Raw genomic sequence first — 23,265 nt, 5'->3', positions numbered from 1 at the left:
TACACATTACTCCAAGCAAAAGCCGCGGCGTTGAACCGCGGCTTTTGTGCGCCTATGACTAGAATGTCTTAATCGTGTATCCCTGGACAAAGGTGCCACCTGGAGCCAAGCGGTTGATGCCGCGCTTCTCCGTCAGCTCGCCCGAAGCGTCTGGCGCGTCCGCAATGCCCCACCACGGTTCAATGCAGCAGAAGTTGCCAGGAACTGGGTAGTTGGACCAAATGCCGACGTATGGCGCGTCACTGACCGTCAGGGCCACCCCGTGACCACCTTTGCTCGACTTCAGGCTCATCGTCGTTTCTTCACCATTCAACTCGTAAATCAACGCATCGTCCTTAAAGAGCTCGTGGGACAACGCTTGCTGACCAACCTCCTGCTCGTCACGTTGGGCGTAATCAGCATACTTTCCGTCCAGGGGGATGTGGGTACGGGTTTCTGCTGGGTCAAACGTCAGCGTGTATTCATCGTAAGCCGACTCTGCGTCTAACGGCAGGCTAAACGCCGGGTGGGCACCAATACTGAAATAGAGTTCATCGTCGTGGCTAGGATTGTTCACGCTGTAGCCCACTTCCAGGCTGTTACCGGCCAGCCGGTAACTCAGCACCAGCCGAAAGGCAAAGGGAAACTTCGCCCGTGACTCGGCGGTGTCGGTTAGCACTAACTCAACGGCGTTGTCTTCTTGACGGAGCACCTCGAAGTCCATATCGCGAGCAAAGCCGTGGCGGGTCATGTGGTACGTCTGGCCCTGATAATGATACTCATCATCCTTGAGCGCCCCAACAATCGGGAATAATACTGGTGCGTGACGTGCCCATACCTGCGGGTCAGCCTGCCACATGTACTCCGTGCCGTCGTCGCCCTTAAGACTGGACAACTCCGCGCCGTGTAAGTTAATTTCCGCCTGTAAGTGTTCGTTTGCAATCGTAACCATCAAAAATTTCCCCCTACCAAAGTGTTTTACAAAATGTACTTGCTCATATCGTCATCAGCCGCAATGTCGCCCACCTTATCCTGGACGTATTGTTCGGTGATGGTAATGGCACCCATCTGCATGTCCGGACCCTCGTACAGGATGTCCTCCAGCAGCTTTTCCAAGATGGTCGCCAACCGCCGCGCACCGATATTTTCCTGGGTGGTGTTCACCGTAGCCGCAATGTGCGCCACTGTCTGGACGGCTTCCTGGGTAAAGGTGACCTTAACCCCGTCGGCACCGATGAGCGCCATGTACTGCTTGGTCAGCGCGTTATCGGGTTCGGTCAAAATCCGGACAAAGTCGGTCTCAGTCAGGTCGGACAATTCCACGCGGATTGGGAACCGGCCTTGCAGTTCGGCAATCAGGTCGCTCGGCTTGGCTTCCGCAAAGGCACCAGAACCGATGAACAGGATGTGGTCAGTACTGATCATCCCGTACTTGGTGTTGACCTGGGACCCTTCGACAATCGGCAGAATATCGCGCTGGACACCTTCGCGGGATACCTCACCGCTACCATTCTTAGTGCCCTTGGCAATTTTGTCAATTTCATCAATGAAGATGATGCCTGAGTTCTCCGCCCGCCGGATAGCCGCTGCGTAAATATCGGCGTGGTTCACCAGCTTGGAGGATTCCTCGCGAATAAAGGCTTCGCGGGCCTCGCGGACGGACATGGTGCGTTCCACCTTCTGCTTGGGCATCATGCTACCCAGTGCCTGGCCCAGATCAATGCCCATCTGGCCGTACATATCGTTCATACCACCATTGGCCTTCTTTTCATCAGCCACGGCCACGGTCAATTCACGGTCTTCCAGCAGGCCTTTGTCCAACTGCTCCGCTACCGAGAGGCGCTCGTCGCGAATCTGGTCGGTCACTTCGCCATCGTCCTCATCGTTATTCGACGTTTCGTTATTCTGAATGCTGTTGAGCATGGACATCAGGTCCGCCATGTTGTTCTGACGTTTTTCCTTCTTGATGCCCGGTACCAATAGTTTGACCAGTCGCTTGTTGGCCGCCTCTTCAGCACGACCACGCACCTGGGCGTACTGCGCGGTTTCTTCCATCTGGACGGCAACATCAACGAGGTCCCGCACCATGGATTCCACATCACGACCCACGTAGCCGACCTCTGTAAACTTAGTGGCCTCAACCTTCACGAGGGGCGCATCCACCACTTTGGCCAGGCGCCGGGCAATCTCGGTCTTCCCAACCCCAGTCGGTCCGATCATCAAGAGGTTCTTCGGCGTAATATCCTGCTGCATCTTCGGGCTCAACTTCATGCGGCGTTCCCGGTTATACAGGGCCACCGCCACGGCCCGCTTCGCTTCATCCTGACCAATCACGTACTGGTCCAACTGGGCGACAATTTGTTTCGGTGTTAAATCACTCATGGGCGCCTCCTATAGTTCGCTAACCTTAATGTTTGAGTTGGTGAAAATATCGATGCTGCTGGCGATGCCCACCGCCTCTTTGGCAATCGCACCCGCGTCCATCTCCGTGTGACGGAGTAGGGCTACGGCCGCGGCCTGGGCAAAGTTGCCGCCGCTACCGATGGCAAGGACGTCCTCATCGGGGGCAATCACCTCACCGTTACCGGAGATCAGCAACAGCTCCTTACCGTCCATCGCAATCAGCATGGCCTCCAGCTTCTGCATCGTGGGGTCCTTACGCCAGTCCTGGGCCAAAGCCACGGCTGAGCGCTGTAAGTTACCCTGGAACAGTTCCAGTTTCTTTTCAAACCAATCCTGCAGGGTGACCGCATCAGCGACACCACCAGCAAAACCAACCACGACTTTGCCACCATAGATTGGGCGGATTTTCTCCGCGGTCCCCTTCATGATGACCTTCTCGCCACCGGTGACCTGGCCGTCCCCGGCAATCGCCGTGTGCCCGTTACGTCGTACTGCTGCAATTGTTGTCATTAATTTGCTCCTTAATATCCGTTGTTGACCATCAATTCGGTGATGGTGTGTACATCATAACTGTGACACTCTGTCATAACATCGTACTAAAGTATGATTCTGCTACTTATGCTCAGGAAAATACTTCTGGTAGTCCGCCACCAGGTGCGCCGTCGTGACGTGCGTATAGATCTGCGTGGTCGATAGACTACTGTGGCCTAACAGTTCCTGTACGGTCCGTAAATCAGCGCCGTGATTAAGCATATGCGTCGCAAAGCTGTGCCGCAGCATGTGGGGATGAATCTTCGTAGTCAGGCTGGTACGCTCCACCACGCGGTCCAGAATGTACTCAATGCCGCGAGCGGTAATGGGATTGCCGTGTTGGTTCAAAAACATGCGGTTAGTCCACAGTCCACTCACCGCCATCAAATCTGCCCGTACAGTATCAACGTACTGCTGGAGCGCCGCAGCGGCCTGGTCGCCAAAGAGGACGTAGCGGTCCTTGTTGCCCTTACCGTGAACGAGGATGGCGTGCATCTTAATGTCCACCTGCTCCACTGTCAGGTTAGCCACTTCGCTCACCCGCATCCCCGTATCGTACAACACTTCGAGTAGTGCGCGGTCGCGAATGTCGGCGGGTTCAGACCCACTAACCGCCTTAAATAGCTGCTCAATTTCGGGCTCGTAGAAAAACTGGGGAAGGCGGCGGTGACCCTTTTTGGTCTCAACCATGGCAAAGGGGTCATGGTCAGCGCGCCCCACCCGCATCATGTAGCGGTAAAAACTCCGCAGGCTGCTGAGCTTACGCGCGGTAGTTGCGCGGCTGTAATGGTGGTCGTTCATGTCAGTCATAAAGGCCGCCACGGTCACGGTATCGACTTTGTCGTACCCATCAAAGCCGCCGCTCTCCTCACAAAACTGGCGGAACGCAGCCACGTCATCGTGGTAGGCCCGCTGGGTGGCGGGCGAATAGTGGCGCTCAACCTTCAGGTAGTTGATAAATTCGTCTAGTGGCTCCATCGGCTCACCTCCGTCCCAATTATCCTATCACAGTTAGTGCGAATGCGCTTACGTAAATACTGACAAAGCGGAAATTCATGCCGGACAACAAAGGCGACCAGTCATAATTGGCGGCTTCGTAAAAACGATGCACATCGACGCCCGCCAGGCTTCTGACCGATTGGGGTTATGGTGAGCAACCCGCCCTACAAACGTGGACCACAATGCAGCTCCCTGGACCTAAACCAATAAGGCTGATATTCCTAAGTACAGGAATATCAGCCTTATTACGTTAGTGCTCGGGAGCTAACCGCATCGTGGTCCACTCTCATATGCGTTGCTTATTTTTGAATTGCTTCTTCGTAATCGCCGTTCGGGCAGACGACCTGCACACCGCCGCGGCTACGCTTCTCCACGAGGAAGTGGCCATCCTTCGGGCAATTACGCCCGACTGGCTTATCCCACGAGACAAAGTCGCAGTCAGGGTACCGGGAACAACCAAAGAACGTCCGGTTACGCTTGCTCTTGCGTTCAACCACCTGACCGATACCACACTTAGGACAAATCACGCCAATTTCCTTGACGATGGCCTTAGTGTTGCGACAATCAGGGAAGCGGGAACAGGCGTAGAACTTACCGTAACGGCCCATTTTGATCACCATGGGCGCGCCACAGATGTCACAGTTAAACCCTGCCGGCTCATCCTTGAGCTGAATCTTTTCGATGCCCTCTTCGGCGTGATCCACTTCCTTGGCGAATGGCTTGTAGAACTGGTCGATAACCTTAACCCAGTTTTCCTCACCCGTTTCGATGGCATCCAACTCGCCTTCGACGTTGGCCGTGAACTTAATGTCCACCACGTCGGGGAAAAATTCCACGATTAGCGAGTTAACGATTTCGCCGAGTTCCGTTGGTTCAAAGCGGCGGGCGCTCAGCTTCACGTAGTACCGCTTCTGGATGGTTTCAATCGTTGGGGCGTAGGTTGACGGTCGGCCCACACCGTTTTCTTCCAGCGCCTTAACGAGGTTGGCTTCAGAATACCGTGCTGGTGGCTGCGTAAAGTGCTGCGCCGGGTCGGTTTTAGTCAACGTGACGCTGTCGCCCTCAGCCAGTTCGGGTAACTCCCGGTCCTTCTGGTCCGCATCACGGGAAGACACGTACAAAGTTGTGAAACCTTTGAACTTCGTGTGGCTACCATTGGCACGGAACTCCGCACCGTTTTGGTGGAGCTTGACGGACACCGTATCCACAACGGCAGGGGTCATTTCGCTGGCCACAAAGCGCGACCAAATCAGTTGGTAAAGGCGCATCTGGTCCTTGGTCAGCACCTTTTCCAGACTCTTAGGCGTCCGGTAGGTGGAACTCGGCCGGATGGCTTCGTGGGCGTCCTGGGCGCCTTCCTGCAACTTACCCTGACGAATCTTGGTGGCCGCGTACGGTTCGCCATACTCTTCGTGGATAAATTTGCTGGTCTCGGCCTTCGCCACGCTGGAAACACGGGTACTGTCGGTACGCATGTAGGTGATTAACCCGACCGTACCCTCTTTGCCACCTAAATTAATACCTTCGTACAGCTGCTGAGCCAGCATCATGGTCTTCCGTGTACGGAAGTTGAGCTTACGGTTAGCTTCCTGCTGCAGGGAACTGGTGGTAAACGGTGGTGCGGGGAACCGCTTGCGTTCCTTCTTGACAACACTAGTGACGTCGAACGGTTGGGCTTTATCTACCCGGCCCAACACGTCCTGAACAGCGTCGTTGTCTGGCAACTTCGTTTTCTTTCCGTCCAGACCGTAGAAGGATGCGGGAAAGGCTTTGCCCCGCCCCTTCTTAAACTCCGCGTCGATGGTCCAGTATTCTTCGGGCTTGAAATCATTAATTTCTTTTTCGCGGTCAATGATGAGCTTCAACGCGACGGACTGTACGCGTCCGGCTGACAGACCCTTCTTGACCTTTTTCCACAGGAGCGGGCTGATGGAGTAACCCACCAGTCGGTCCAAAATACGCCGGGCCTGCTGAGCTTCGACGAGCTTTTCGTCAATACTCCGGGGCTCTTTGAAGGAGTTCTTAACCGCATCTTTGGTGATTTCGTTGAACACCACGCGATTCTTGTCCTTTGGGTCGAGTCCGAGCAGGTAGCTAACGTGCCACGCAATGGCTTCCCCTTCACGGTCCGGGTCAGCTGCGAGGTACACGTGGTCGACCTTCTTGGCCTCCCGTTTCAACCCCTTGATGACGTCGCCCTTACCCCGAATGGAAATATATTTGGGTGCGTAATCATTGTCGATATCGACCCCCATCTGACTCTTGGGCAAATCACGCACATGACCGAGGCTCGCAATCACTTTGTAATTGCGTCCCAGGTACTTTTCAATTGTCTTGGCCTTCGCGGGTGATTCCACGATGACGAGATTCTTGGCGGACATAAACGTCCTCCTTTCAATAGTACGGTGCACCGCCACGCGCGATACACAAAATCAAGGCCCATATTAGGCCATCACGTGGGGCCCTGTCAAACTTTTTAATCAAAATAGCGTAATTCTGTCGAAATATCGGCCGCCTGACGGACCAAAGTTGCACCCTGTTGAATCAGTTCATTGGGTCCCACTCCGAGTGGTGCGTCAATCCGATTAGGGAGCACACACACGGTCCGCCCGTTTTCAGCCGCCATGGTTGCGGTGATTAGACTACCACTTTTGTGCCGGGCCTCTGTAACCAATAATACGTGACTCAGCCCCGCAATAATACGGTTACGCGCAATAAACCGGTACGGCATGGAGCTAGTTCCAGGCGGATACTCGGATAGCAGTAGGCCGTGCTGGGCAACCGCGGACTGCAAATGACGATTCTGGGCTGGATAAAACCGGTCAATGCCGGTCGCAATCACCCCCACCGGTGGCAGCCCCGTGGTCAGCGCCGCACGATGCGCAATACCGTCCGCACCTTTGGCCAGGCCACTGATAATAGCCACATTCGGTGATAACGCTGGTAGTAGCTGCGCGAGAGCCTGTTCGGAATACTCACCACCCGAACGCGCCCCCACGATACCCACACTACTCATGTGCAATAACTCTGGGTGGCCGGCGTAAAACAAGACTAAAGGCGGCTGCTCAATCATGCGCAGCCGCTCCGGATAGTCGCTATCAACAATGGTCATGTACTGGGTGTGTGCACACAGCGCCTGCCATTGCGCCCGGTGCATTGGCTCGTTCAACCACCGCAGTAGCCGCGCACGTGACCGGGCCGGCGCCGCATCAACTAACGTCTGGTCAACGGCCGGTGCGCCGTCCGCAATTGCGACCATGACGTTGTGCGCAACCGTGGGGCTGGCCCCAGTCGCCAAGTGTGTTAACAGTATAAATTCACGCAATTCCATCTTTGTACCTCCGCAAACGGGTCTGTCAGGAGATTTCGCAAAGTCGCGTCGTTTTTCTACTATTTAAATGTTAGTCGTACACATTATTTGGGTCCAAAATTTAATTATCTGAGTGCGGCCCGTACCGGACTAAACGAACGCCGGTGAATTGGCGTAACACCGAGGTTTTGCAAACCTGCAAGATGTTTGGCCGTGCCGTAGCCCATGTTGTCATCCAAGTCGTACCCGGGATAGATGCGGTCATACATCTCCATCAGGTGATCACGGGCGACTTTGGCCACGATGCTGGCCGCACCAATGCTGATGCTGCGCGCGTCCCCCTTAATCAACTTCGTCTGGGGGATGTTCACCGGCACCGTCATGGCGTCTACCAGCAAGTAATCCGGCCGGACGCGTAACCCGTTAACGGCGTCGGCCATCCCCAGTTCGGTGGCGTGATAAATATTTTCACGGTCAATGGTAGGTGCGTCCTTGACCCCCAAACTGACAGCCACGGCCTGAGTCAGAATTTGCGCGTACAGCTCCTCGCGACGATGCGCAGTCAGCTGCTTGCTGTCATTGACGGGCACGTCAAAACTACCGTCGATAATCACGGCGGCAGTCACAACTGGGCCAGCTAGCGGTCCACGGCCAACTTCATCAATTCCCGCGATGTGCGGATACTGCGGCCACAAGGATTGTTCAAACTCCAGACGTTGCTCAAAATCCGCCCGGGCAGCGGCAGCGCGTGCCTGCTCACGCTGATAGCGCTGGAGCAACTGCTGCGCCCCTTTGCGCGGATCAGCGGTCAACGCGGCCAATACGTCCGCGGCAACGGGTGGTTGCGCCAGTAACGTGCGGTACTCACTCAGTGTCGGCATGTTCAGCCTCCGCGGTCGGCACCTCGAGCGTGTAGCGTCCCAGCTCACCTTTGCGCACGTCGTTAATCAGGCGTGTAGCCATACGGTCATACTCCTCACCAAAGCCTAGCTTACTGGTCAGGTAGGCCATCAGGTCGTGCGGGGCTAAAGTCATATCGGCATCATTTAATCCGTACGCCTTCCGTAACCGGGCCGGATACTCCTGCATGAAGTACGTCAGTCCCCAGAGCGCAACGTCATCGGCGTTAAACACCGTGTCCGCAATCGCACCGCTCAGAGCCAAGCGCATCCCCACTTCCTGGTCCTCAAACTTCGGCCACAGGATGCCGGGTGTGTCCAGTAAGTCCAAGTTATCGCCGGCCTTAAGCCACTGCTGGTTCTTGGTGACGCCGGGGCGGTTCCCGGTAACAGCAATGTTTTTGTGGACTAGCCGGTTCAGAATCGTCGACTTACCAACGTTCGGAATGCCAATACACATGGCGCGAATATGGGGGGTTTTAATCCCCCGCGCCTTCTTGCGGGCAATTTTGTCCGCGAGCTGGGTGGTCGCCATCTGGGCCAACTGCTGGAGGCGGTTGGCGTGCTGCGCATCGATTGCCAAAGCCGGTTGGTCAGCCTGCTCGTATGCTGCTAACCACTGTTTGGTACGGTTAGGATCAGCGAGGTCCGCCTTGTTGAGGATTGCAATCCGCGGCTTTTGGTTCAGCATGGACAGCAGCATGGGGTTACGTGAACTTTCCGGCACGCGTGCGTCCACCACCTCAAAAACAATATCTACCTGTTTAATACGCTCGGCTACTTCCCGCCGGGCCTTTTGCATGTGGCCGGGGAACCAGTTAATTTGTGCCATTGTTTGTAACTCCTTTAGTACCAAGGGCTTGAGGCCCTTGGGTTGTCATTTTTTCATAAACGTGGGCAAAACGTGGGCAGCGTGGCGAAATTACCAAACGCTACCGTTCAACTTCACCCGATTTTTTCAATGAACCGCGTGATGGCTTCGACCGATTTATCCTGATTTTCATCAAGGGTGTGGGTGTAGCCATCCGTGGTTTCGGCCCGAACATGCCCGACCCGCTTTTGCACTTCTTTGAGTGAAATCGACGGGTCATCGCGAAGCACCGAAATGTGAATGTGGCGGAAGCCGTGAGGAATCGCGTTCTTCGTCCATTCAAAACCATACCATTCTTGGCAATGCTTCGTTAGCGACTTATTGATTCGCGTCAGAATCTCACGGAAGCTGTGCGAGGTGATTGGTGAGCCATACTCTGTCCTAAACAGCGACTTAGAAGCATGAAAGGCGTCCGCGGGAAAGTCAGCCATGTGTTCGTCGAATGCCTTGTTACGCGCAATGACACGCTTTACGGCATCAATGGCAAATTCCGGCAATTCTTCGACACGTTCACCGGCCTCGGTCTTAGTGGTGTCTTCGTAATACTCATCAACGCGCAGGTCGTAATATTGCAAGGACTTGTCGATCGTCACCAGCCGATTCTCGAAATCAATATCCGCTTCCGTCAATGCAGCAGCCTCACCGATACGACAACCCGTCCCAATCATGAACAGCGCCAAATCGTAGTATGTCTGATGCCGCCGCTTGCGTAACTCTGCCAATAAGGCGTGGACCTCGTGCTCGTCAAGAAACTTCGCTTCGTGGCGCAGTCGTTTTTCGCGCTTCTCCTTTGAACTGGCAGAGAGTTTGATTACACGCGTTGGTGAGAACGGAATTGCGTTGTGCAGAACGCCGTAGTCGAAGATCTTATTTAGCGAGCATTTGATATGTTGCATCGTCGAATGGGTTGAATGATACTTCTTCTTGTAGTCGTTCAACAGGTTCTGAATTAGCAGTGGTGTAATCACTTCAAGAAGCACGTCATCTGCCATCAGCTCTTCAATACGTTTCAACACCATTTTCTCACGCGTGACGGTTGGCGGCTTGACCGTAGTCTGCCAAGTTTCCAACCATTTTGCTTTCAAGTCACCGAATGTCACCATCGCGGCGCCGTTGAAAGTACCTTGTTTCTCTGCAATCAGCTCCTCAATCTTTGCAGCTAAGTCGCGTTCGGCCTGCTTGCGGGCGCGCGCCGTGTTCGTAGTGAACTTGACGACTTCCCGTTTTGCTTTGCCAGTCAATGGATCAACATAGCGATCGACCGCGTAATAAGTTGACTTACCGTTCTTGCGTTTTCTTTCTTCAAAATACATGTTTTATCCTTTCCGGGTAAGGAAAAGGGCAAAACTGAATCTCTATTAGCAGATTCTATTTTAACATCCAAACCCTTTATTTTCTGCGCAATTTTGAATAGCCATGTGTCTTCCAGTACAAAAAGTCGTCGAATACCTCGAAATTGATGAAGACGAGCTTGTGCGTTGGGTTCAAGACGCCATCACGCCACAGCTTGTTGTCACGCATCTCACATAGCCAACGATTGAGCGTGTATTTGTTTAAGCCGTCGTATCGGCTCAAAATGGCTTCCTTATTGCCCCATTCAGCATCACTGTCCGATACTGGACTGTATTTGATTTTCATTCATTACCTCACTTGTTGTGTCTAGCATCTGTGTGAGATAATCAGCACAGATAGGACCCATATCTTATCTGTGAAGGGTGACTACTTGCTTTGGTCGGCGTGGTCATCCTTTTTTGATTGCTCACTTTCGGGTGTCATTTCTTCAAACAAACCATTTTCAAGTTGATCTGCGCCAACTGTGTACTGCTCAATGATTTGTCGATGCTTGTCTGTCAAGATTGCCCCGCGAATCGATTGCATCGTTTTTTGGTTACCCCAGTACGCGTCAATCTCGTGGAGCACTCGCTCCGTCAGTGCAACTTGCTTATCGATCCACGCCCGCGTGCGGTTGAGATCGAGCGGTTCTGGGGCAGTGGTCAAGCGCAGCGGCTGGCGATCATGACCGACAAAGCGTTGCCAATTCTTGTTGAGCGGCCAATCCAGTCGTAGCTTGCCTTTTTGAGCATCAACAAAGCGTAGATAGCGTTTAATGATGCCAAATATCGTGCGTTCCTCATCGCGATAACAAAGTAAATCATCAACAGCCTTTTCCGCCCGAGTGTTCTTCAAACGAATTTCAAAACGGTTGTAGATGTTGGTGGTTAAGCCTTTCTTGTGCTGCTCGGCGCCTTTCTCGTAGAGGCAAAAGTAAAGTTCGCTTTTGGTTGAACCAATGTATAATGTCGTACCAGTCTCATCATCAAATTCTTCATCGTCTTCATGATAGATGCGGCCGGATACCGTGCCTTGGTACTCACGCATGACGTGGATACACTCGTTGGCCTGAATTTTTTGAATCAGGTTTGGAATATCCAACATATTGACCATATCGTTAACGGCTAAATCCAGTCGTTTCATCACGCCTTTCATGTCCAGGCACTGGTAAAGAAAGTCATACCAAGTTTCGCCACGCCCTAGCAGAATACTTTCCATCTGGCGACAACCTTGCCCACGTAGTTCTAGCAGCGTGCCTAATTCCTTGTGGCCCGGATCAGAGCCGTAGATTTTAATCTGTCCTAGTGAGCGGGTGAACTGATAACCAAACGCCGCGCGATCTTCAGACAGAATACAATCCGTTTGCAAACGTAAAAGGTCATCGACGATTTTGTCTATATCCTGTGTTGGAAACCGAATCCGTACATAGTCAATCAGCAGTTGCAGTTCCGGCTCATCTGACCAATTATTGAGAGTCTTATCAATGTGCATCTGTAAGCCGCTACTACACGCTTCGCCATTTTCGATGCGACTAAGGTGGCGTTGTGTGATACCAAGCCGGTGACATAGCTGCACCTGTGTCAGGTTCAATTCTTTACGACGCCTCCGTACTGAATCACTCCAGTAACCCAAATTGTTTGCCTCCTAATCTTGTTGCCACTAGACATCAGCTTGAGTTGTCCAGTCGGTAAGTTCTGTGTCGTATCAACGTTTCTACCCGGAAATCAGGTAGATAGGTGTCATTTACGACCCCCCTGTTAGTACATGGGGGTCTAGGCGGCCGGCTACGCCGACCGCCGCCGCTCACGCTTGCGGCTTTCGCGCTGCACGCCGCGCGTGGCGGCGAGACTTTCTCCTTTCATCACTAACCGTATTAACAATCTATACGTTACCGAAATAATACCAAGGCTTTCAATCGATTTCCTTAGTTTTTTAGTAGCTACAAAACTTTCAATTATAGTTGTGTATCTTGTCTTGAAGCTGATTATCTGATAACCTGATGGCGAGGTGATCAACATGACAGAAACAAAATATTTCGGCCCAAATCTAAAACGGCTCCGTCTTCAAAGTGGCATGTCACAATCAGAACTTGGCGCCGCTTTGGATACGCCAGTCAATGGACAGGCTATCTCAAACTGGGAACGCGAGATGAATCATCCTACTTATGAGAACCTGATTGGTATCGCTAAGTTCTTTAATGTCATGCCGTCAGAGTTGTTGCGGACAGAAAAAGAAGCCGCGGTTGGAGAAACCACGGCCGTTCTTGATCGAATCGATGAATATATGCCAAAGGTTGCGGAGATTCGCAGAGTGATGCACATGATGGGCGACTTCTCACCACGCCAATTAGATGGACTGGCTGAACAACTCAACGAGATTATGCACTACTTTCTCCCTTACACACCAGTTGATGAGGACGGTGTGCCAGATACAGATCAGAATGGTCGCGTAATTACGAAGAAATCGAAGTATCGAGATTTGCCTATTAAGGAAATTCATCAAGCATACCAAGAGTTAAAGGCTATCCATTCATACAAGGATGATAAGCAAAATCTGAATTGAAAAATTCACATCGAAAACAATACCCGGCACAACCTTTACGCTGAAACTCGCGTAGTAGGCTGTGCCGGGTATTGTCACTGTTTTGGCTTTGTATCGACATTGCAATGCGGATCTTCCGAATGACTAAATAAGGTAGATGTCGAAGGCAAATCCTAAAATGGCAACCATAGTAAGTGGTCCGCTAGTAGGGCTCGTTGACCAATGCCACGGGAACCGTAAATAACAATCCGGCATCTGACAAGGGTTTGAGCGCCTCCAACACTGTTTGCAGGCTCGCACGATCCACCACCGTTTCGATCACGATTGGTAGGTGGCCACTTTTATGTGTCGTGGTTTCTTCATGTACATGGCGACCGTCGTCATAGCCGGCAATCCCCCGAGTGACACTGACCCAGCGCACATGCATCGCTTGCAACTGCGCCACAATCTTAGTGTAGTGGTCTGGGGCAAAGTGCTTATTGTCTTCTCGGGTAAATAACTTCACGTCATAGTATGCTGCGGTATCGTCCATCTCAATGTCACTCCCAGTCTGTCCTTGAACCGTCGTAATCTGACCGCGATCGTCAACGAGCTGCGTCAGTTCAGCCAAAATTACCTGCAAGTTGTCGCCGCTTTGCACCGTTTCGATGATCACCGGCAAGTCGTTGCCGCGTCTTGGCTTGCGTAGGCTTTGGCGCATCTCGTTATACTTGTTGACGCCCATAATCGTGCGGCGGATCGTGCCGTCGACGATCCCACGCTGCCAGAAATATGCGAAAATCTGCTTCACCAGTTCTTGATGGGTCAGCGTCTGCATGACCTCATCAGTCACCACCCGAATCAAAGTTGCTTCTGTCATCGTTCTCCTCCTACCACGCGTCAGCGGCAATCAAGGCTTGGGCTTTGGCGCCGTAATTATGGGTCATATTTTCTGCGGTCACATCAACGGTACTGTAGCCGAATGCACCGGTGGTCAACGTCCGCGTATACAGCGCCGCATAGGGAAGCTGTTCACGGGTGACTAACCTTAGCTCCTGATCAACGTCGTACGGGAGCACACGAAGCGTCCAGCTGCTGAAACGGCCGGCATCAATAGTCAACAAGCCATACTGGGCGCGCCCGGCGGCTAACTGCGGTTGCAGTGACGTCGCCAAGCCGACGCTACCGGGGTTCATGATGTAGCGGCCATCAGTAGTTTGACGCATCAGCGGCTGGTGGGTGTGTCCATACAGCGCAATGTCTGCGTCACTGCCGGCCAGCAACGCATCGAAGTTCTGTTGCTTAGCCACAGGTTCTGCTTGATGACCACGGCTGGTGGTCGGCGTTGCGTGAAATATGCTCAACTTCACGCCATCGATCACTAATTCTTGATGTAGCGGCCGACTAACCAACCAACGAAACTGTGTCGCGGTGAGATGCTCGCGGTCAAAAGCCGACGTGATGATCGCCACGACTGCTTTTTGGTTCTTCTCAAACGTCACGAACCGGTGGTGCAACAGGCTAGCATAAACTTCTTCGTGGTTGCCGATCACCCACGCCAGCGGTTGGAGTACTTGAAGTGCCTGCACACACGCTGCTGGCTCTGGGCCACGGTTGCCAATGTCGCCAAACACCATGTAATCGGTGGCGTGTTGTTCGTGTGCGTCTTGCAGCACAGCTTGCAGGGCACTGTAATTACCGTGTACGTCGGCGATCACTGCGATCTTATGCATCTACTCACCTCCCGGGTCAGAAAGAAAAAACGTCTGCCTCACTACCCCGCTACAGCACAGGGCATTAAGACAGACGTCATCAACAATTAGCTTGTATTAGGGTGAACGTCATCACCATTTCACTTGTTCACCGTCAATATAACATCGTTGCGGACAGAGTTCAAGCGCTTACCCATGCACTGACCCGATCAGCTAATAAGTGACGATCACGCTGTATTCGATCAGCCAGATAAGCCGCAGCCACTTGGTCTTTTTCAGTTGTCGCATCAGCTGTGAGCTGACGGGTATCGCACCAAATTCCCGTCAGCAAAAGCCCTGCTGACAAAGGCGAAAGCATCACGTCACGCTCTTGATAGAGTTCGGTGAGTATCGTGTTGACACTGGCCACAGGTTCGAGACGAATGTATACCGGATGACTAGCACGAAAACCACTCATCCGATGATTATCCACGACCGCTACAACGTTGGCTTCACTAATGTCTGGAGCACTCACTGCCAAGTCGTTATGGCCGACCATCACCACACCGCCCGCGGCCCCAGCAACTGCCTTGACCACTATTGGCGGTGCCACTCCCCAGAATTTCACGATGTCCCGCATGACCGGTGACAGCCGCGTATAAGCACTTGGCGCAGCGTCTTTGCCGAATGCGGAGGCCAGACGCGCGGCGTTGATGACGGCAATGTCAATTCCTACAGTTGATTGCCGCGGGCCGATTGTTAAAATCTGCATTTTATCGTCTCCTTCTCGAAAAAAGACACCTAGCCCGGACTAAATGCCCGAAACTAGGTGTCATTAGTTGAATAACGGTTATGGCGAACACCTTCGCCTATCATGTTCGAGGCCAATATAACACCATTATCCATGATTGTCTATAGGTGTCATTATCGAGTAAGTGAGTACTGCCTTATCTCACCACAGGCTACCCAGCCACACACCGATGGTCAGGGTGACTATCCCGGCTCCCGTCGTGCCAAAATAATACCAAGCAAACGTACGGTAACGCCGGTTGCGCAATAAGATAAACGCGTCAGTCATGAATGTTGAAAAAGTCGTGTACCCACCACACACACCGGTCAAAAGTAGCAGTGACCACGCTTGCGGCAGTGCGCACATCGCCAAAAATCCCGCTACGAAGGCACCACTAGCATTGATCACAAGCGTCGCCAGCGGCACCCCAGGCCACCAGTTCTTGCCTAGCTGCGTCAGCACGTATCGCATCACGCCGCCTACCCCCGCGCCTAAAGCCACTAACATCACCATGTCTGTCGCCGCCTTCCCCAGGTTTCGGCGCATAAATAGCCGCCAAACGACGCGCCTAAACCAACAAGCAGCTCAAGCAAGAAGATCCCGATCGCATACACCGGCGATTCGCCAACGTGTTTGTAGAGGTTCAGCACCATCGTCGAAAATGTCGTGAACGCGCCGACAAAACCAGTCCCTAACGCCAAAATCAGCCAGCTCGGCAAGTCGATGTACACCGCTAGACCGTATGTGACAAACGCCAGTATGAAGCTGCCCACCAGATTCACCGCCGTGGTGCCGAGCATCGTGTCGGCATCATTGAGCCACAAGCCGATTCCCCAACGGGCGACCCCACCGAAGCAGCCGCCGATGAACACCGCTAAAATATCTTGGTATCGCAATCGCTGCATTGAACTTCCCCCTAAAACACGGCTACCAAAATACTGGCAGCCGTGTGGTTACACTCATTAAAATTTAATATAACGCCTAGCATTATAGCAAAACGTACAGCTGTAAGACAAGTCCGCCTTTTGCACGAAAATTTGTCGGTCTGGCTTGCGCAAAATTTCGTAAGGGAGTATGCTTTGAGTGTTAAAAAGTTAATCGGCGATGACGTTCGCCACTAAAACTAATTGGTAAATCAATTTGATGACGTCTACTGCACAGATTTTGCGTGCAGTAGACGTCATCTTTTTTTACCGGAAGGAGCACAATTATGTCAGTAGTGATTGAATCTGTGAAGGCGCGCGAGATCTTCGATTCGCGCGGCAACCCAACTGTTGAGGCCGATGTTATCCTGTCGGACGGTACGCTCGGCCGCGCGGAGGTACCATCTGGTGCATCGACCGGCGAAAAAGAAGCCGTCGAGTTGCGCGACGGCGGCGACCGGCTCCAAGGCAAAGGCGTCTCAAAGGCCGTGGCCAACGTCAATACCCAGATCAACAAGGCTTTGCACGGTGCCGACCCCTTCAACCAAGCCCACATCGACCAGCTGATGATCGACTTAGACGGCACACCTAACAAGGCACGCCTAGGGGCTAACGCGATCTTAGGGGTGTCAATGGCCACTGCCCGTGCAGCAGCCAACGCCTTGCACACACCGCTGTATCGCTACCTCGGCGGCACTGACTTGGAGCTGCCACAAACGTTCCACAATGTGATCAACGGTGGTGAGCACGCTGACAATGGCATCGATATTCAGGAATTCATGATCACCCCAGTCGATCGTTCCAGCTTCCGTGATGGCTTCGAAAAAATCGCCAACACCTACCACACCTTGAAGAAGGTAATCGAAGAAGCCGGCTACACCACGGGCCTCGGCGATGAAGGGGGCTTTGCGCCTGACCTCAAGAACTCCGAAGACGCCTTGCAGATGCTGCATGACGCCATCATCAAGGCAGGCTACACGCCTGGCAAGGAAATCGCCATCGCCTTTGACGCGGCGGCATCATACTTCTACAACCGCGACACCAAGAACTATGACTTTGAAGGCAAAACCTACACGCCTGCCGAATTAGGCGAATACTACATTCACCTGCTGGACAAGTTTCCAGAGATCATCTCCATCGAAGATCCTTATGGGGAAGAAGACTGGGGCCACTTCGCTGACTTCACCAAGAAGTACGGCGACCGCGTGCAACTAGTCGCAGACGATCCGGTCTGCACTAACCCAGCCTTGATCAAAGACGCCATCAAACAAGGCATGGCCAACAGTATCTTGATCAAACTCAACCAGATCGGCACGGTCACCGAAACGCTGGAAGCGATCCGCTTAGCACGCAAGAACGGCTACACTACCATGATGTCTCACCGTTCTGGTGAAACCGGCGACACCTTTGTCGCTGACTTTACCGTCGCCACGAACGCTGCGCAACTCAAGTCTGGCGCCCCGGCCCGTTCCGAGCGTGTGGAGAAATACAACCAACTGTTGAGGATCGAAGAAGAACTCGGCGCTGACGGCACGCGCTTAGCCCACTTCCCTGATTCAGTCGACTTCGACTGATCAGCATTGACCAAACGGCCGAGCACGAATCTGTGCGCGGCCGTTTGTTATCTTGCAGAAAGCTAGTGTCTACTATGACCGAAAAAAACGATCTAAACGGCCTCGCCCAAGCCGAAGCTGACCAGCGACTGGCCCGTAATGGCTTCAACGAAGTGGCCGAACCCCCCTTCAACTTTGCCACGGCCATTATCACTCGCCTGTGGGAGCCTAGCGCGTGGATACTCGAAGCGGCGCTGATCATTGAAATCGTGTTAGGCAAGGGCATCCAAGCCGGGTTCATCGTGCTAATGTTGCTCTTTGCCGCGGTCAATGGCGCGATTCAATCTCGCCGCGCCAACACGGTCTTACGCAGCCTATCACATGACTTATCGCCGACCGCCGCGGTCAGCCGCGATGTCAAGTGGAAACAGGTGTCGGCCAAGCACTTAGTCGTTGATGACCTCATCAGCCTACGCCAAGGAGACATTATCCCCGCCGACGTGCGTCTGCTGACGGACACGCTGGAAGTCAACGAAAGCAGTATCACAGGCGAAGCCAAGGCCGTCAACCGCACCCCTGGTGATACCGCCTATGCCGGCACCGAAGTCCTCTCCGGCAATGCCTTAGCGATCGTCACCGCCACCGGTGCTAATAGCCGCAGCGGCAAAACGATCAGCCTGATCAACCAAAGCTCGGCGCCGGGCCATTTGCAGAAGCTCTTGGGCGAAATCATCGGCTATCTAGCAGCATTCGATGCGGTGTTGGCCGTGCTATCGATCATCGTGGCCATTGTCCGCCATGAAGACTTGGTCGCCATGCTACCGTTTCTGGCAATGCTGTTCATCGCAACGATCCCAATCGCCATGCCATCGAGTTTTGCCGTTGCTAACTCGGTCGAAGCCAAGGTCCTGAGCACCAAGCACGTCTTAGTTTCCGACCTCACCGGGATTCAAGAAGCTGCCAATATGAATGTGCTACTCGTGGATAAAACCGGCACGATTACTGCCAACAAACCCGCTGTGGTGGCCTTCTACAACTGGTCAACGCTCCCAGACGCCGACGTGACCCGACTGGCGATCAGTGCAGCAGATACGCGCAATGCCAGAGTGATCGACGCGGCGCTATTCAACTATGCTCAAGCACACAACATTAAGGCCTGGCCTCAGCATGAATTCACGCCGTTCACCTCCGGTATCGGTTACTCCCAAGCCACTGTGGTCACCGATAGTACCACCGTCAACGTGAAACTCGGCGCACTGAAGAAGTTGACGGCGCTGGCCACCAATCACCCAGACCTAACGGCGGTCAACTTTGCCGAAGGCCGTACGGCAGCCGTGGTCGTTGATTCACAGCTAGTCGGTCTATTCGTACTCCAAGACCAACCTCGGGCAGATTCCGCAACTGCCATCAAGGCTCTGCAGGCACGCGGCGTCAAAGTAATCATGCTGACTGGCGATAACCAAAAAACTGCCGCCGCGATTGCCCAAGCAGTTGGGCTAAACGGTGAGGTGCGCTCGTACACCGAGGTTAATGTCGGGACCAAAATTGCAGGCCTCGCAGGCATCGCCGACGTGACCCCAGAAGACAAATTGGCGATGGCCCAGCGTCTACAAGGTGAAGGCTATGTGGTCGGTATGACCGGCGACGGGGTCAATGACGCACCCGCCTTGAAACAAGCCGATGTTGGTATCGCCGTTGACAATGCCGTTGACCTCGCCAAGCGCTCGGCGCGCATGGTTCTGCTAGCAGACGGCCTGACCCCGATCATCGAGATCCTAGATGCCGGCCACCGCGTCTATCAACGCATGATGACCTGGACAATCACCAAACTTTCACGCACCGCGGAGCTGACACTCCTGCTGACATTAGGTTATCTGATTCTCCACTTCATTCCGCTGACCTTAAACGCGATGATCCTGGTCGCGATCCTGAATGATTGTGTGACCCTTGTGCTCGGCACTGACCGCACGACGATCACCCACCAACCAGAAAGCTGGAACCTGGCCAAACTTAGCAAGATTGCTGGCATCTTGGCCATAGGCTGGTCAACGGTCGGCTACGGTTGGCTGACTTGGTTGCAACGGCTTGGTCTAACGACTGGACAAGTCAGCACTGGCCTTTACGTCTATCTGATTTTTAGCGCGATGCTGACGATCCTGATGACCCGCACCCAAAAGCCGTTCTGGGCTAGCAGACCCAGTCGCGCCGTTGCAGTAGCGATCGGTGGCAACTGTATATTGACCCTAGTTCTGGCACTGACTGGCTGGGGGATCGCTGCAATCAGCCCGGCCTTGATCGGCTTAGCAATCGTGATCACTTTATTAACGGGCATTGTGCTGACAGCGATTCGATTTGCGGCACACATCTAGCGAACTCTCACCAGATCCACACTGCTCTTGAATCCATTGGTCAATGTATATTGGCTAATGGTTTTTTTGCTGTCCTACGATTTTAATTACCTAATTTAACGTTTTGCTTTCACCGCTATGTTCAACCTCGGCCTGTGACCTGCGTAGGTGTAACTAATTATCTGTCAATCTAAGGAGTCTGTATTCATGAGCCGCGAACGTGAGGTCTCTCGAATGTTCATCAGATACATGCAACAAGTCCTTCGTAACGAACGAATCAACCTCTATCGTAAACACTTTAAAGACCTCAAAGAAACTCTACTTGAGGAACGGTTATTGGAAGAAATCGTTGATCCTGGACATCCCGAAGACTTTCTTTTAACTGATGACGAGGTTGAACATCTCGAAACCTTCATCGAAAATGAGCATCTTGCAGCGGCCATTGCAAGCCTTTCAACTGCTGAAAAGACGGTGTTGTATCAATATTACTATTCTGAACTTAACGCCGTGGAAATCGGGAACCGCACCGGCAAAACTAGTCAGGGGGTGAACAAGAGACGGCGACAAGTACTAGCACGAATCAAGAAAGTATACAGAAATATATATAAATAGCTCGCACAACTTACGCAACAACGTAGAAACGAAGAATCCAATAAATTCAGTTTTGCCAACCAATTATGGGCATGTGCGTATTCAAAGTCCAAGTAAATACCCGGGTATTTTTCAACGAAATGTGTGGAAATGTGTGGGCAAAAACGTGGGCAAAATCTGATTTTATTTGCCAAGCATTGCTTAGAATCAGCCTCTACCGATGCCCTGCCGAATCATCCCACGAGTTATCGATAAAACTTGAGAGCAATCAAAAAGCCCGAATTGACGGGCTTTTTTGCTAATTTTCATTCAGCTTTATCAGAGATCCCATACCCACCATGAGTAGCATTGCCAATCAGCCTTGGTTCAACCAGTTAATGTTTGCCATATATATTTTGTTCTCCTTTGGGTACCGACTGAATTACTGCGTCCCTAATTCTAGCAGAAATCCCGCTATGGTGCTACGCGCACCGAGTTCAGGCAGTCGCTATTGCTCAGCTGAAGATTGCTGAACGCATGAGTTCATCGCCTTCATTTCCACGCGCGTATTGTTAGTTATAATCACCGTTCGGTGGGCTATTGACCACAAAAATTTGCATAAGGTTCTGGGAGGAGTAAGTCTAGCCTTGGCCTTATATAACTAAATGACATGGTTTCCCTTCGCCAATAGGCATTAGACATTAGTGCAAAGTGGCCGTAGACTTGCCTTTTGTAAAGAAACGGAGGTAATTAACATGAAACAGATTCAACTTAACAACGGTGTCTCAATGCCACAACTGGGCTATGGCGTCTTTCAAATCGACGACTTAATGCAGTGTGAACAAGGCGTCAGTGACGCTTTACAAACTGGCTACCGCCTAATCGACACTGCGGCTTGCTACGGAAATGAGTCCGCTGTCGGTCGTGCAATTGCTAAGAGCGGCGTGCCACGGGAAGACATCTTCATTTCTAGCAAGGTTTGGATTCAAGATGCAGGGTATGACAAGACCATGGCTTCATTCCAGAAGACACTGGACAACCTACAGACAGACTATCTCGACTTGTACCTGATTCACATGCCCTACGGTGATTACTTTGGTAGCTGGCGGGCGATGATCGACCTGTATCAAGCTGGGAAGATACGCGCAATCGGCGTTTGCAACTTTTTACCTGATCGCTTGGCAGATTTAATCCAGTCCTTTGAAGTGGTACCAGCAGTTAATCAAATCGAAATCCACCCATTTTCCCAGCGCCGTGAATTGCGCGCACTGATGGCTAAGTATCGCATTACCCCGATGGCTTGGGCACCATTTGCAGAGGGCCAGAACCATTTGTTCACCCACCCTGTCCTCACAGCAATTGGGGATCAGTACGGTAAGACGCCGGCTCAGGTCACTCTGCGGTGGTTACGCCAAAATGACATCGTTGCCATCCCTAAATCTGTTCATCTGGCACGTATTCGTCAGAATTTTGCTGTGGATGACTTCAGCTTGTCAGATGCAGATATGGCGAAGATTAACAAATTGGACACAAATCACCCGTTAATCCTCGATGTTGACACCTATGCAGAAGCCTGCCGCCTGCACAACATCACGTTTGTCCAATAATCACTTGTTATTGGGCAGGATATCACGCATGGCGTCTAAAAACGCCGTTGCCGCGGGGGACATCTGCCCCGCTTTTCGCCAAATTAGGCTGGCGTGTCCTTCTAGTCGTGGTGTGAGCGGGATAAAGCGCAGGTCGGTATTGGTAGTATTGATAATACCGTCAAGACATAATGCGATGCCGACGCCCGCGTTGACCAAAATGCCGGCGTTGTACAACAAATTATATTTGGCCACGATGTTGAACTCCTGCTCACTCGAACCGAGCCAATCATTCAAAACATCGATACTACCGTGCTGCTGGGGCATAATCACCTGCTGACCCCGCAAGTCAGCTACGGTCACACTTGCACGTCGGCCTAGCTGTGAATCACGCTGGGCTAACACCCCCCATCCGGTGGTACCGGGTAAGTTGATAAAGTGATAATCGTCCTTGTCTGTCGGCTCCATCACGACACCGAAGTCAAATAATCCATTCTTCATGCGCGCATGCACATCATCAGCATCAGTACTATAAATATTTGTATTCACCTTGGGGGCAGTTTCCCGCAGCTTGCTAATTGCAGCAGCCACTGTCGCCATCATCGGGGCTTCAGCACTGCCAATCACGATACTGCCGCTGACTTCCTGTGTACGCTGAATGTTAGCCACCGTTTTGTCAGCTAAGGCTACGATCTGACGGGCTTGACTGACAAAATATTCTCCAGAACTGGTCAGATTGATTGTGCGGCTCCCCCGCTCGAACAAAGTCACACCAACCTCATCCTCCAAATCGTGCAATTGACGGGAAATTGTCGGCTGCGAGACGTGTAACTTCTCGGCCGCATGCGAAATATTCCGCTCATCGACCACCGCCAAAAAGTAACGTAAAACCCGTAATTCCATATCCTCATCTCCATACTTATTTAACATAGTATAGCATTCAATAGAGGTATTAGACAG

Annotated in this window: 22 protein-coding genes and 3 riboswitches; of the genes, 5 read left to right on the top strand and 17 right to left on the bottom strand. The window is 52.4% G+C overall.

All coding sequences use genetic code 11. The features are described from left to right. Positions 1-58 precede the first annotated feature (58 nt). The 11 genes from LPA02S_RS01215 to LPA02S_RS01165 all read right to left on the bottom strand — a co-directional run bounded on the left by LPA02S_RS01215 (position 59) and on the right by LPA02S_RS01165 (position 11,956). Positions 59-931, bottom strand: coding sequence for an aldose 1-epimerase family protein (locus LPA02S_RS01215; RefSeq protein WP_054650502.1), 873 nt, complete (start codon positions 929-931; stop codon positions 59-61). 26 nt (positions 932-957) lie between these two features. Beyond that, positions 958-2,361 (bottom strand): ATP-dependent protease ATPase subunit HslU, encoded by a 1,404-nt coding sequence (gene hslU, locus LPA02S_RS01210; protein WP_056956938.1) that lies wholly within the window; start codon positions 2,359-2,361, stop codon positions 958-960. A gap of 9 nt (positions 2,362-2,370) precedes the next feature. Further along, positions 2,371-2,892, bottom strand: a complete 522-nt coding sequence (hslV, locus tag LPA02S_RS01205; RefSeq protein ID WP_056956940.1) for an ATP-dependent protease subunit HslV — start codon at positions 2,890-2,892, stop codon at positions 2,371-2,373. Positions 2,893-2,994: 102 nt separating this feature from the next. Next, a complete protein-coding gene (gene xerC / locus LPA02S_RS01200) occupies positions 2,995-3,891 on the bottom strand; it encodes a tyrosine recombinase XerC (RefSeq protein WP_054650504.1) in 897 nt (298 codons plus the stop codon). A gap of 320 nt (positions 3,892-4,211) precedes the next feature. Continuing rightward, complete coding sequence (topA, locus tag LPA02S_RS01195) at positions 4,212-6,293, bottom strand: type I DNA topoisomerase (RefSeq protein WP_056956941.1); 2,082 nt, start codon at positions 6,291-6,293, stop codon at positions 4,212-4,214. 95 nt (positions 6,294-6,388) lie between these two features. Continuing rightward, the gene (gene dprA, locus LPA02S_RS01190) at positions 6,389-7,243 is read right to left on the bottom strand and encodes a DNA-processing protein DprA (protein ID WP_056956942.1); all 855 of its coding nucleotides are present in this window, start codon (positions 7,241-7,243) and stop codon (positions 6,389-6,391) included. Between the two features lie 104 nt (positions 7,244-7,347). Next, positions 7,348-8,103: a ribonuclease HII gene (rnhB, locus tag LPA02S_RS01185; protein WP_054650506.1), complete on the bottom strand. Its 756-nt coding sequence runs from the start codon at positions 8,101-8,103 to the stop codon at positions 7,348-7,350. Then, positions 8,087-8,953, bottom strand: a complete 867-nt coding sequence (ylqF, locus tag LPA02S_RS01180; RefSeq protein WP_056956943.1) for a ribosome biogenesis GTPase YlqF — start codon at positions 8,951-8,953, stop codon at positions 8,087-8,089. Before ylqF ends, rnhB begins: the two co-directional genes overlap by 17 nt. Before the next feature lie 113 nt (positions 8,954-9,066). Next, positions 9,067-10,305, bottom strand: a complete 1,239-nt coding sequence (locus LPA02S_RS01175; RefSeq protein ID WP_056956944.1) for a tyrosine-type recombinase/integrase — start codon at positions 10,303-10,305, stop codon at positions 9,067-9,069. 76 nt (positions 10,306-10,381) lie between these two features. Then, positions 10,382-10,630, bottom strand: a complete 249-nt coding sequence (locus LPA02S_RS01170; RefSeq protein ID WP_054650508.1) for a hypothetical protein — start codon at positions 10,628-10,630, stop codon at positions 10,382-10,384. A gap of 81 nt (positions 10,631-10,711) precedes the next feature. Then, the gene (locus tag LPA02S_RS01165) at positions 10,712-11,956 is read right to left on the bottom strand and encodes a replication initiation factor domain-containing protein (protein ID WP_082788849.1); all 1,245 of its coding nucleotides are present in this window, start codon (positions 11,954-11,956) and stop codon (positions 10,712-10,714) included. 384 nt (positions 11,957-12,340) lie between these two features. On the opposite strand from LPA02S_RS01165, the gene LPA02S_RS01160 reads away from it, so the two are divergent. Next, positions 12,341-12,886 carry a helix-turn-helix domain-containing protein gene (locus LPA02S_RS01160; protein ID WP_082405363.1) on the top strand — a complete coding sequence of 182 codons (546 nt, stop codon included), beginning with the start codon at positions 12,341-12,343 and terminating at the stop codon, positions 12,884-12,886. Between the two features lie 181 nt (positions 12,887-13,067). Here the strand turns inward: LPA02S_RS01160 and LPA02S_RS01155 are convergent, their stop codons facing one another. The 5 genes from LPA02S_RS01155 to LPA02S_RS01135 all read right to left on the bottom strand — a co-directional run bounded on the left by LPA02S_RS01155 (position 13,068) and on the right by LPA02S_RS01135 (position 16,230). Then, the gene (locus LPA02S_RS01155) at positions 13,068-13,724 is read right to left on the bottom strand and encodes a DUF190 domain-containing protein (protein ID WP_054649911.1); all 657 of its coding nucleotides are present in this window, start codon (positions 13,722-13,724) and stop codon (positions 13,068-13,070) included. Between the two features lie 10 nt (positions 13,725-13,734). Next, positions 13,735-14,577 carry a metallophosphoesterase family protein gene (locus LPA02S_RS01150; protein ID WP_054649909.1) on the bottom strand — a complete coding sequence of 281 codons (843 nt, stop codon included), beginning with the start codon at positions 14,575-14,577 and terminating at the stop codon, positions 13,735-13,737. A gap of 63 nt (positions 14,578-14,640) precedes the next feature. Continuing rightward, positions 14,641-14,702, bottom strand: a riboswitch (Fluoride riboswitch). Positions 14,703-14,737: 35 nt separating this feature from the next. Next, entirely contained in the window at positions 14,738-15,307 is a 570-nt protein-coding gene (locus LPA02S_RS01145) for a DHH family phosphoesterase (RefSeq protein WP_054649907.1), read from the bottom strand. A gap of 47 nt (positions 15,308-15,354) precedes the next feature. Next, positions 15,355-15,414, bottom strand: a riboswitch (Fluoride riboswitch). Positions 15,415-15,487: 73 nt separating this feature from the next. After that, on the bottom strand, positions 15,488-15,838 hold the full coding sequence (locus tag LPA02S_RS01140; protein WP_056956945.1) for a fluoride efflux transporter FluC: 351 nt from the start codon (positions 15,836-15,838) through the stop codon (positions 15,488-15,490). After that, positions 15,832-16,230: a fluoride efflux transporter FluC gene (locus LPA02S_RS01135; RefSeq protein ID WP_054649903.1), complete on the bottom strand. Its 399-nt coding sequence runs from the start codon at positions 16,228-16,230 to the stop codon at positions 15,832-15,834. Before LPA02S_RS01135 ends, LPA02S_RS01140 begins: the two co-directional genes overlap by 7 nt. A gap of 186 nt (positions 16,231-16,416) precedes the next feature. Further along, a riboswitch (Fluoride riboswitch) is annotated at positions 16,417-16,485 on the top strand. 50 nt (positions 16,486-16,535) lie between these two features. On the opposite strand from LPA02S_RS01135, the gene eno reads away from it, so the two are divergent. The 4 genes from eno (at position 16,536) to LPA02S_RS01115 (ending at position 22,326) form a co-directional block, all read left to right on the top strand. Next, on the top strand, positions 16,536-17,822 hold the full coding sequence (gene eno, locus LPA02S_RS01130; RefSeq protein WP_056956946.1) for a phosphopyruvate hydratase: 1,287 nt from the start codon (positions 16,536-16,538) through the stop codon (positions 17,820-17,822). 74 nt (positions 17,823-17,896) lie between these two features. Then, positions 17,897-20,170, top strand: a complete 2,274-nt coding sequence (locus tag LPA02S_RS01125) for an HAD-IC family P-type ATPase (protein WP_056956947.1) — start codon at positions 17,897-17,899, stop codon at positions 20,168-20,170. Between the two features lie 186 nt (positions 20,171-20,356). Further along, entirely contained in the window at positions 20,357-20,761 is a 405-nt protein-coding gene (locus tag LPA02S_RS01120) for a sigma factor-like helix-turn-helix DNA-binding protein (RefSeq protein ID WP_003594410.1), read from the top strand. 713 nt (positions 20,762-21,474) lie between these two features. Next, positions 21,475-22,326, top strand: coding sequence for an aldo/keto reductase (locus LPA02S_RS01115; protein WP_054649901.1), 852 nt, complete (start codon positions 21,475-21,477; stop codon positions 22,324-22,326). On the opposite strand, the gene LPA02S_RS01110 is transcribed toward LPA02S_RS01115, so the two are convergent. Next, positions 22,327-23,208: a LysR family transcriptional regulator gene (locus tag LPA02S_RS01110; RefSeq protein WP_054649899.1), complete on the bottom strand. Its 882-nt coding sequence runs from the start codon at positions 23,206-23,208 to the stop codon at positions 22,327-22,329. Positions 23,209-23,265 lie beyond the last annotated feature (57 nt).

This window comes from Lacticaseibacillus pantheris DSM 15945 = JCM 12539 = NBRC 106106, assembly GCF_001591865.1.
Classification (GTDB): Bacteria; Bacillota; Bacilli; order Lactobacillales; family Lactobacillaceae; genus Lacticaseibacillus; species Lacticaseibacillus pantheris.
This window is presented reverse-complemented; position numbering and strand designations above follow the sequence as displayed.